This window comes from Desemzia sp. AGC72, from assembly GCF_057334175.1.
The window spans coordinates 96702-106897 of the sequence record NZ_JBHFIG010000020.1; the positions used below are offsets into that span (position 1 = coordinate 96702).

General features: G+C 37.6%; 11 protein-coding genes. All 11 read left to right on the forward strand.

What is annotated here, in order from left to right:
* Positions 1-6 precede the first annotated feature (6 nt).
* The 11 genes from ACE025_RS08870 to phoU (ACE025_RS08920) all read left to right on the forward strand — a co-directional run bounded on the left by ACE025_RS08870 (position 7) and on the right by phoU (ACE025_RS08920) (position 10156).
* Positions 7-921, forward strand: a complete 915-nt coding sequence (locus ACE025_RS08870) for a substrate-binding domain-containing protein (RefSeq protein WP_485939328.1) — start codon at positions 7-9, stop codon at positions 919-921.
* 190 nt (positions 922-1111) lie between these two features.
* A complete protein-coding gene (pstC, locus tag ACE025_RS08875) occupies positions 1112-1975 on the forward strand; it encodes a phosphate ABC transporter permease subunit PstC (protein WP_485939329.1) in 864 nt (287 codons plus the stop codon).
* The gene (pstA, locus tag ACE025_RS08880) at positions 1972-2787 is read left to right on the forward strand and encodes a phosphate ABC transporter permease PstA (RefSeq protein ID WP_485939330.1); all 816 of its coding nucleotides are present in this window, start codon (positions 1972-1974) and stop codon (positions 2785-2787) included. Before pstC (ACE025_RS08875) ends, pstA (ACE025_RS08880) begins: the two co-directional genes overlap by 4 nt.
* Complete coding sequence (pstB, locus tag ACE025_RS08885; protein WP_485939331.1) at positions 2787-3539, forward strand: phosphate ABC transporter ATP-binding protein PstB; 753 nt, start codon at positions 2787-2789, stop codon at positions 3537-3539. The genes pstA (ACE025_RS08880) and pstB (ACE025_RS08885) overlap by 1 nt, the downstream gene beginning before the upstream one ends.
* 115 nt (positions 3540-3654) lie before the next feature.
* On the forward strand, positions 3655-4326 hold the full coding sequence (phoU, locus tag ACE025_RS08890; protein ID WP_485939332.1) for a phosphate signaling complex protein PhoU: 672 nt from the start codon (positions 3655-3657) through the stop codon (positions 4324-4326).
* 294 nt (positions 4327-4620) lie between these two features.
* Positions 4621-5496: a phosphate ABC transporter substrate-binding protein PstS family protein gene (locus ACE025_RS08895; RefSeq protein ID WP_485939333.1), complete on the forward strand. Its 876-nt coding sequence runs from the start codon at positions 4621-4623 to the stop codon at positions 5494-5496.
* 122 nt (positions 5497-5618) lie between these two features.
* The gene (pstC, locus tag ACE025_RS08900) at positions 5619-6515 is read left to right on the forward strand and encodes a phosphate ABC transporter permease subunit PstC (RefSeq protein ID WP_485939340.1); all 897 of its coding nucleotides are present in this window, start codon (positions 5619-5621) and stop codon (positions 6513-6515) included.
* The gene (pstA, locus tag ACE025_RS08905; RefSeq protein WP_485939334.1) at positions 6515-7399 is read left to right on the forward strand and encodes a phosphate ABC transporter permease PstA; all 885 of its coding nucleotides are present in this window, start codon (positions 6515-6517) and stop codon (positions 7397-7399) included. Before pstC (ACE025_RS08900) ends, pstA (ACE025_RS08905) begins: the two co-directional genes overlap by 1 nt.
* Before the next feature lie 331 nt (positions 7400-7730).
* Positions 7731-8537 carry a phosphate ABC transporter ATP-binding protein PstB gene (pstB, locus tag ACE025_RS08910; RefSeq protein WP_485939341.1) on the forward strand — a complete coding sequence of 269 codons (807 nt, stop codon included), beginning with the start codon at positions 7731-7733 and terminating at the stop codon, positions 8535-8537.
* A gap of 20 nt (positions 8538-8557) precedes the next feature.
* Complete coding sequence (pstB, locus tag ACE025_RS08915; RefSeq protein WP_485939335.1) at positions 8558-9316, forward strand: phosphate ABC transporter ATP-binding protein PstB; 759 nt, start codon at positions 8558-8560, stop codon at positions 9314-9316.
* 162 nt (positions 9317-9478) lie between these two features.
* A complete protein-coding gene (gene phoU / locus ACE025_RS08920) occupies positions 9479-10156 on the forward strand; it encodes a phosphate signaling complex protein PhoU (protein ID WP_485939336.1) in 678 nt (225 codons plus the stop codon).
* Positions 10157-10196: the final 40 nt, after the last annotated feature.

Consider the following 10196-nt stretch of genomic DNA (forward strand, 5'->3'; position numbering starts at 1 on the left):
GGAAAAATGGATTTCAAAAAAATATCTAAGTACATGTTAACTACGGGAGCTGCATTATTATTAGCGGCTTGTGGCGGTGGAGAATCAGGCGCTGAGAATCAAGACGGAGAAACAACTGGTGGCGGAAGTTTTGATACAACGCAAACGATCAACGTCATTACTCGTGAAGATGGTTCAGGTACAAGAGGTGCGTTTACAGAAATCACTGGCGTTTTGGTAGAAGACGGCGAAACAGAATCAGACAACACTTACGCTGGAGCTACTATTCAAAACAGTACGAATGGTGTGATGACCACTGTATCAGGCGACCCCACATCGATTGGGTATATATCATTAGGATCCCTTAATGATACTGTAAAAGCATTGAATATTGGCGGTATTGAGCCAACCACTGAAACTGTACAAGATGGGTCATATGAAATTTCACGACCATTCAATATCGCTTATAAAGATGAGTTGAGTGAAGCAGCACAAGATTTTTGGACATTTGTGATGAGTGCTGAAGGGCAAGAATTGGTTGTTGGAGAAGGATATGTAGAAGCTGTAACAGATGCACCTGCATACGAAGCAACTGAAGGTCTTTCTGGAAATGTCAGTGTAGTAGGATCTACCTCTGTAACACCGGTCATGGAAGTTCTTGCTGAAGAATACTCGAACTTGAATCCAGATGTAACGATTGATATCACTTCAAATGGTTCATCTGCTGGTATGACAGCGGCAATGGATGGATCAGCAGATATTGGTATGGCTTCACGTGAATTGAAAGAAGAAGAATTAGCTGAGCTAACAGCAGAGCCTCTTGCAATTGATGGAATCGCAGTGATTGTTCATCCTGACAACACGGCTGAAGATTTGACTATGGAACAAGTAAGACAAATTTATACAGGAGAAGTGACTACTTGGGCAGATGTCGCTGAATAAAAGAAACACATTGTAAAAACAAATAACTTTACAGTGGACGCTACAAGCTTGCCTCAGCAATGTGAAGCAGGCTTGTAGTTATTTATACGGGGTAAAATAAATCAGGTAAAATTTTACAATTATCCATAAGTATAGTTGGTGAAACTATGTTTATGAATGATTTACTCTATTACACAAAGGAGAAAATCTAATGAAAGCAAAAAGAGTAGAAGGATTTATGCAAGGTGTGTTTTTAGTTTCAGCTTTGCTGTCGGTCTTGTCTATCATTCTCATTATTATTTTTATGTTTGCAGGCGGCGTTCCTTTTATGGTGGAATATGGAATAGTGGATTTCTTGTTCGGAGATCGCTGGTCGCCTTCTAATACACCGGCATCGTTTGGTATTTTGCCGATGATATTAGGATCTATTTTTGTCACTATTGGAGCAATTGTCATAGGAGTGCCGATCGGAATACTGACAGCTGTTTTTATGGCTGAGTTTTGTCCGCCAAAATTGCACAAATGGTTAAAACCTGCAGTCAACTTGATGGCAGCTATCCCTTCAATTGTCTATGGATTCTTTGCGTTGCAATTGATTGTTCCAATCATGAGGAATTTTTCTGGAGGAACTGGGATGAATATGCTGACAGCTATGATTTTACTAGGAGTTATGATTTTGCCGACAGTTATTGGACTATCAGAATCCAGTCTGCGTTCAGTTCCAAGATCATACTATACCGGGAGTATGGCGTTAGGTGCAACTCATGAACGTACTGTCATGAAAGTCATCATGCCGGCTGCAAAATCCGGAATCATTTCTTCTATTATATTGGGAGTGGGAAGAGCAATTGGAGAAACAATGGCGGTCGTTTTGATTGCTGGAAACCAACCCATTATTCCTCAAAGTATCACTAGCGGAGTACGTACGTTGACAACTAATATCGTCTTAGAAATGGCTTATGCTGCAGGTGAACATAGAGAAGCTTTGATTGCTACAGGTGTAGTACTTTTCGTATTTATTTTGATCATAAATGGTGTATTTATGTTCATCAAACGAAAGGAGTCTAGAGTATGAGCAGTAAATTGATCAGAGGACTCGTTTATTTATCAGCAGCATTAACATTTACTTCATTACTGTTCATCTTGCTGTATATTTTCGCAAATGGGCTTCCGCACTTGAATTCTGATATTCTTTCATGGAACTTTACTACTGATAACCAATCATTGATTCCATCTTTGATCACTACATTTATTGTGTTAGGACTGACGTTGTTGATTGCAACTCCTGTTGGCGTATTTACAGGTTTTTATTTAGTAGAATATGCTAAAAAAGGAAACAAAGTTGTCGGAGTTATTCGTATGGCAACAGATACGTTAGCCGCTATTCCTTCTATTGTATATGGGTTGTTCGGGATGTTATTCTTCGTTACTTTTTTAGGTTTTCAATACAGTGTAGCAGCAGGAGTTTTGACTTCAGTGATCATGGTCTTACCATTGATCATTCGGTCGACAGAAGAAGCTTTGATGGCAGTCAATGATTCGCTGCGTGAAGCAAGTTTTGGTTTAGGTGCTGGAAAGTTAAGAACGATTTTTAAAGTTGTTTTACCAGTCGCTATGCCCGGAATTCTTTCAGGAGTGATTTTAGCCAGCGGCAGAATTATCGGAGAGACCGCTGCTTTGATGTACACTTTAGGAACTTCTTCTAATTTGCCTAGTGGATTATTTTCATCGGGAAGGACATTAGCCTTGCATATGTATGTTTTATCTAATGAAGGTATACATGTAAATGAATCGTTTGCTACAGGTGTAGTGTTGATTATATTTGTACTGGTAGTCAACGGACTATCGACATTTCTTAGCAATAAGCTTGCAAAGGGGACTAAATGATGAGTAAAATCAGTATAAAAGATATGGATCTATGGTATGGAGATTTTCAAGCGTTGCACGGAGTGAGTTTAGAGATTCCAAAAAATGAAATCACGGCATTTATTGGCCCATCAGGATGTGGAAAATCTACATTGATCAAAAGTTTGAATCGGATGAATGATCTAGTAGAAGGATGTCGCATTGAGGGAGATATTTTACTGGATGGGAAAGATGTTTATAAAAACAGTATGGATGTAAATGCACTACGTAAAAGTGTCGGAATGGTATTTCAGCAACCGAATCCTTTTCCGATGAGTATCTACAATAATATTGCTTATGGTCCGCGTACTCATGGAGTTAAAAACAAAAAACAGTTGGACGAAATCGTAGAAAAGAGTTTGCGTGGGGCTGCGATATGGGAAGAAGTCAAAGACGACTTGAATAAAAATGCATTGTCTATTTCCGGTGGTCAGCAACAACGGATATGTATTGCACGGGCGTTAGCCGTTCAACCGGAAGTATTGTTGATGGATGAACCTACGAGCGCATTGGACCCAATTTCGACAGCTAAAATTGAAGAATTGGTCACAGAGCTGAAAGAAAAGTATACTATAGTTATGGTCACTCACAATATGCAGCAAGCTTCACGTGTATCTGATCATACAGCTTTCTTTTTTAATGGACGGATTATTGAATCTGGAAATACTAGAGATATGTTTACCAACCCAACTAAAAAACAAACGGAAGATTACATTTCTGGTCGCTTTGGGTAAACATTAAAATGGGTAAATAAATTATCCAGAAGGTGTCATTTTAAAATCAGCTTAAAAATGGTAAAATGATTCTTAAGGAATCAAGAGAAAATATGAAATAGAAAGAGGTCCTTCAATGAGACAGAATTTTGAAGAGGAATTAAATGATCTACATGTTCATTTCTCTGAAATGGGAATGATGGTCAGTGAGGCAATTTATAAATCTGTTAAAGCATTTATCAATCATGATAAAGAGTTGGCTCACAGTGTGATCGAAAATGATGTGGCGATCAACAATAGAGAAGCAGAGTTGGAAAAGAAATGTTTTGAACTGATTGCTTTACAACAACCTGTAACCAGCGACTTAAGAAAAATTATTACAGTTATGAAGGCTTGTGCTGACTTAGAGCGTATGGGAGATCATGCTGTAAGTATCTCTAAATCGACTATTCGAGTCAAAGGGAACAAACGTGATCCGAAAATAGAAGCAGAAATCGCAGACCTGTCAGAGATCGTTAAAAAGAGAGTAGAAGAAGTTCTGGAAGCGTACTTGCAGTATGATGTAACAAAAGCTAGAGAAATTGCTCAAAAGGATAATCAAATAGATGAAGCTGCATACTCGATCACAGATAAAGCAATCGAGGATATGAAACGTAGTTCTGAACTGGTTATTGGAGCTGCCGACTATATTTTAGTCGCTTCTTATTTGGAACGAATCGGAGATTACGTAACGAACATTTGCGAATGGATCGTTTACCATGAAACGGGTAAAGTAGTCGAATTGAATACTAAAAATAAGGATATCTAAGAATTCTATGAAAAAGAAGTGTTAGTTATCTAAATATTGACAAAAGTACTAAATTTTTCACTATTTAAATGACCTTCATGAGGGAAAATCAAAAACGTTGAAACCAATAGAGTTTCAACGTTTTTTTGACGAGTTGAAATCAATTGAAAAGGCTTACTGTTAATGGTCTTTACATAAAATTTACAATAATGCTATATAAGATTTACAAAGTATCGGTATTATGGTTTTGAGTTAAATTTATGTATAATGTTTACATAGTCAGTTTGCAAATAACTGTCATCTCATAGGAGGTACATGATGAAATTTAAAAAGTTCCGAGCACTTTTATTGGTCATGGCTAGTTTAGTGTTAACAGCCTGCGGTGAAGTAGTGGATGAAGAGTCTATAACAGCAGTTGGTTCATCAGCTTTACAACCTTTAGTAGAAGCAGCCGGAGAACAATATAGCGCAGAAAATTTAGGGAAATTTATTAACGTTCAAGGTGGAGGAAGCGGTACTGGTTTGAGCCAGATTGCTGCTGGAGCAGTAGATATTGGAAACTCCGATATCTTTGCAGAAGAAAGCGATGGAATAGACGCTTCCAAATTAGTCGATCACCGTGTCGCGGTTGTTGGAATTACGCCGATCGTTACACCAGGAACTGGAGTGACTAATGTTACGCTTGAAGAATTGCAAGGCATCTTTACTGGTGAAATCACCAACTGGAAAGAATTGGGTGGTAAAGATTTGCCGATCACGGTGTTAAACCGTTCTTCAGGAAGTGGAACAAGAGCAACTTTTGAAAAATGGGTCCTTGAAGAAGGAATGAAAAGTATTGTGTCACAAGAACAAGAGTCAAGCGGTACGGTTCGTCAAATCGTTGCTAATACACCTGGAACGATCAGTTATGTAGCATTTTCATACGTAAATGATGATGTAGAAGCATTATCTATCAATGGCATTGAGCCTACTAATGAAAATGTAAACAGCAACGACTGGATCATCTGGTCTTATGAACACATGTACACGAATGGAGAACCAACTGGTTTGACAAAAGATTTTATGGATTACATGCTGTCTGATGAAATCCAAGACAACTTAATAGGAGCTTTAGGATATATTCCTATCAAAAATATGGAAGTTGAAAGAGATGCAGAAGGCAATACGTCTCCTGTGGAAAGTTCAGAATAGAGAATGTATGAAGCTGTAAGTTTATGAAAGAGACGACTGTCTATCTAGACAGCGTCTTTCATTGTGCATGAGGACATTGAGTACAAGGAGGTTTTCTTTTGGAAGAGACACAAAGCAAGTTTATGCAAAAATCAAGTAAGCGCAAAATTGAACAGTTTGGAAGAACCATCAGTTTTATTTGTATCGCTTTTATTGTATTGATCGTATTATCTATTTTGTATTTTGTTATCAGTAAAGGAGTTTCAACATTTACAACCGATGGTGTGTCAATCATTGATTTCTTATTCGGAGATATTTGGAGACCAGGCGAAGTTGGGGAAAATGGTGAGCCATTAGTCGGAGCTTTACCCATGATTTTAGGTTCTTTCTTCGTTACTTTGTTATCAGCATTGTTAGCTACTCCATTTTCTATTGCAGCAGCAATTTATATGGTGGAAATCTCTCCTAAAGCAGGGAAAAAGATTCTGCAGCCTGTTATCGAATTGCTAGTCGGTATCCCGTCGGTTGTATATGGATTTATTGGTTTGACGGTTATCGTACCTTTTATTCGCGGTATTTTTGGCGGTACAGGATTTGGTATTTTATCTGCCACGATCGTTTTATTTGTTATGATTTTGCCAACAGTTACAAGTATGGCTGTAGATGCGTTAAAAGCAGTGCCGCGCCATTATCGTGAAGCATCATTGGCGATGGGGGGGACACGCTGGCAAACGATTTATAAAGTCGTTTTGCGTGCTGCTACACCAGGCTTATTGACAGCCGTAGTATTTGGTATGGCACGTGCCTTTGGAGAAGCTTTAGCGGTGCAAATGGTTATTGGGAATGCTGCAATGATTCCTACTGATTTAATCACGCCTGCTTCAACACTAACTAGTATTTTAACAATGAGTATGGGGAATACGGTTATGGGAACACTTGAGAATAATGTACTGTGGTCTCTGGCAACGATTCTTTTAGTAATGGCTCTGTTCTTTAATATCCTGACACGTTGGATCGGTAAGAAAGGAGCAATAAAATAATGAATTCAAAAAAAGCAGATAAAATTGCAGTAGGCGTTATTTATGCTATGTCAGCAGTTATTGTATTGATCTTGGCTAGTTTATTGCTCTTTATTTTATGGCGCGGATTACCTCAAATTTCATGGGAATTCTTGACAGCTCCTGCTAAATCTTTCCAAGTTGGCGGGGGGGTTGGGATCCAACTCTTCAACTCATTTTATTTGTTGATATTGACCATGCTGATTAGTACACCTTTAGCTTTAGGTGCAGCTATTTACTTATCAGAATACGCCAAACAAAACTGGCTGACAGATTTTGTACGTACAGCTATTGAAGTTTTAAGCTCTTTACCTTCAGTAGTAGTAGGATTGTTTGGTTTCTTGATTTTTGTTATCCAATGGGACTTTGGATTCTCGATCATTTCGGGTGCCTTGGCATTGACGATTTTCAACTTGCCATTATTGACTAGAACTATTGAAGATTCTTTACAAGCTATTCCAGCTACTCAAAGAGAAGCGGGACTAGCATTAGGATTGTCTCGTTGGGAAACAGTCACAAGAGTTATTCTTCCTGCTGCACTGCCGGGGATTATCACAGGTATGATTTTAGCAGCAGGACGTATTTTTGGTGAAGCCGCAGCTCTTATTTATACAGCAGGACAAAGTGCGCCGGCTTTAGACTTTACTAACTGGAACCCTCAATCGATCACAAGTCCATTAAATATTTTCCGCCCAGCAGAAACATTAGCGGTCCATATTTGGAAAATCAACAGTGAAGGTGTTATGCCGGACGGAGAAGAAGTATCCGCCGGAGCATCAGCTGTGTTGATTCTAGCTGTAATGCTGTTTAACCTAGGCTCACGCTACCTAGGAAGAAGATTACAGAAAAAAGCCACATCAGAATAACAAGATGTTGAGAGGCCTTTGGCAGCAATAACACAAAATTTCTCTTTTTTGCAAAATTGTTAGGTCTCGCAACTCTACTCAAACAGCATGTGGAGCGACCCGGGAGAAATTGAGCACTAACGAAGTACAAACGCAAGCAACCCAGCGTATCGGTTGTGCGGATTGAACAGTGTTAGGCGGAGATTTCTGGGGAGCGCAACTGACCTAAATCATATGCAGTAATTTATACAGCTTGATCAAACTAGGTGGCTGACAGCTTTAAGCTGGAATGGAATTTTTTAATTTAAGAAAATCCATTTTTGTCCACTAGGAATAAAGGAGGACTTTCATGATGAAAAGTCAATCAACTCAAAATACGAACATCATTACTTTAAAAGATAAATCAGCAATAGCTTTAGAGACAAATGATTTACATGTGTATTATGGAGATAATGAAGCTATCAAGGGAGTTTCATTGGAATTTGAGAAAAACAAAATTACTTCTTTGATTGGACCAAGTGGATGTGGGAAGTCAACATATTTAAGATCTTTGAATCGTATGAATGATGAGATCGAAATAGCTAAAGTAACTGGTGAAATCTTGTATAAAGGCGTAAATGTGAATGCATCAAATATCGACGTATTTGAAATGAGAAAAAACATCGGGATGGTATTCCAACGTCCGAATCCTTTCAGCAAATCTATTTATGAGAATATTGCATTTGCTTTGAAAAGACATGGTTTAAAAGATAAAAATGAATTAGATGAAATTGTTGAAACAAGTTTAAAACAAGCAGCTTTGTGGAATCAAGTGAAAGACAACTTGCACAAGAGTGCATTAGCTCTATCTGGTGGACAACAACAACGTTTATGTATTGCACGTGCGATAGCATTAAAACCAGATGTTCTGTTATTGGATGAACCAGCCAGTGCTTTAGACCCAATATCAACAGCTCAAGTAGAAGAAACGCTATTAGAATTGAAAGAAAATTACTCGATTATTATCGTAACTCATAATATGCAGCAAGCATCGCGTATTAGTGACTATACAGCCTTTTTCTATTTAGGAAATGTTCTGGAATACGATGATACAAGAAAAGTATTTACACGTCCTAAAATTCAAAAAACTGAAGATTATGTTTCAGGCAACTTTGGTTAAGAAGGGAGTAGTAATTGACAGTGAATGAAAAAATAATTGAAACGAATGATGTTCATTTGTACTATGGCAAAAATGAAGCATTAAAAGGTATTACACTTGATTTCAATCCTCGTGAAATTACAGCTCTTATCGGACCAAGTGGATGTGGAAAATCAACGTATTTAAGAACGCTTAATCGGATGAATGACTTGATTGAAAATGTAACGATTACTGGACAAGTTAAGTTTAAGGGGAAAGATATTTATAGTCCGAAAACGGATACGGTGGAATTAAGAAAAAAAGTAGGAATGGTTTTCCAACAACCTAATCCGTTTCCGTTTTCTGTATTCGATAATGTAGCTTATGGACTTCGAATCGGCGGAATGAAAGATAAAGAAAAAATTCAGCACATCGTCGAAGATAGTTTGAAAAAAGCAGCCGTATGGGATGATGTCAAAGATAAATTGCACAATAGTGCTTTAGCTTTGTCTGGCGGACAGCAACAACGTGTATGTATCGCCCGTGTATTAGCTGTCGAACCAGAAGTGATTTTGCTGGATGAACCTACCAGTGCATTGGACCCGGTATCAAGTGGTAAAATAGAAAATATGTTGTTGGAATTGAAAGAAGATTACACAATGATCATGGTAACGCACAATATGCAACAAGCTTCCCGTATTTCAGATAACACAGCGTTCTTTTTGCAAGGTGATTTGATAGAACATGGGAAAACAAGACAAATCTTCACGAATCCAAGACAACAAGAAACAGAAGATTATATTTCAGGTCGTTTTGGTTAAAAGTACTTTTGAAAGAGATGGACTTAGTCTATCTCTTTTTTGTTTTAGTCATAAATAGGAACAATCATTGGATTTTTCTAACAATTCAGTGCATAATAATAGGTAACATATAAATGCTCTTATAACAGATAAAAAAGACTATATAAATGAAGGTGATTTGAGATGAGAAAAGTATTTGAAGAAGAATTAAACGATTTGCATGTCCATTTTTTTCAAATGGGAAAAGCTGTACATGAATCAATTGAGAAATCAATAGAAGCCTTTATAAAACATGACAAAGCTCTTGCACAAGAAGTTATTGATAATGATATTCATATTAATCGACTTGAAGTTGCGTTGGAGCAAGATTGTATTGAACTAATTGCATTGCAACAACCTGTAACTACAGATTTGCGAAAAATTATTACAGTTATGAAAGCTACATCTGACTTAGAACGAATGGCAGACCATGCGGTAAGTATTTCAAAATCAACGATTCGAGTCAAAGGAAATAAACGCGAATACGATATTGAAAAAGGAATTTATGAAATGTCTGTAAAAGTCCTTTACATCGTTCGCAAAGTTTTAGATGCTTATGTCATATTTGATGCTGATGAAGCAAGAAAATTAGCAGCTTTAGATAAAGAAGTAGATATGATGGGGAAAGAACTTTATTCAAGATGTATCAAGTTCATGAAGAATGACCCTGAAATCGTATTGGGAGCGACAGATTATCTGCGTGTAACCACTTATTTAGAACGAATAGGAGACTATTCAACGAATATCAGTGAGTGGATCGTGTATTTGGAAACAGGGAAAGTAGTAGAATTGAACACGCAAAATCACTTAAAAGATATTTAAGTTAAAGTAGTAAAAGAGAACGGAACCGAGGTTATATCCT

Excerpts from the sequence above, each read along its gene's own strand:
- ACE025_RS08870 (WP_485939328.1), top strand. The coding sequence starts at position 7 with ATGGATTTCAAAAAAATATCTAAGTACATGTTAACTACGGGAGCTGCA.
- pstC (WP_485939329.1), top strand. The coding sequence starts at position 1,112 with ATGAAAGCAAAAAGAGTAGAAGGATTTATGCAAGGTGTGTTTTTAGTT.
- pstA (WP_485939330.1), top strand. The coding sequence starts at position 1,972 with ATGAGCAGTAAATTGATCAGAGGACTCGTTTATTTATCAGCAGCATTA.
- pstB (WP_485939331.1), top strand. The coding sequence starts at position 2,787 with ATGAGTAAAATCAGTATAAAAGATATGGATCTATGGTATGGAGATTTT.
- phoU (WP_485939332.1), top strand. The coding sequence starts at position 3,655 with ATGAGACAGAATTTTGAAGAGGAATTAAATGATCTACATGTTCATTTC.
- ACE025_RS08895 (WP_485939333.1), top strand. The coding sequence starts at position 4,621 with ATGATGAAATTTAAAAAGTTCCGAGCACTTTTATTGGTCATGGCTAGT.
- pstC (WP_485939340.1), top strand. The coding sequence starts at position 5,619 with ATGCAAAAATCAAGTAAGCGCAAAATTGAACAGTTTGGAAGAACCATC.
- pstA (WP_485939334.1), top strand. The coding sequence starts at position 6,515 with ATGAATTCAAAAAAAGCAGATAAAATTGCAGTAGGCGTTATTTATGCT.
- pstB (WP_485939341.1), top strand. The coding sequence starts at position 7,731 with ATGAAAAGTCAATCAACTCAAAATACGAACATCATTACTTTAAAAGAT.
- phoU (WP_485939336.1), top strand. The coding sequence starts at position 9,479 with ATGAGAAAAGTATTTGAAGAAGAATTAAACGATTTGCATGTCCATTTT.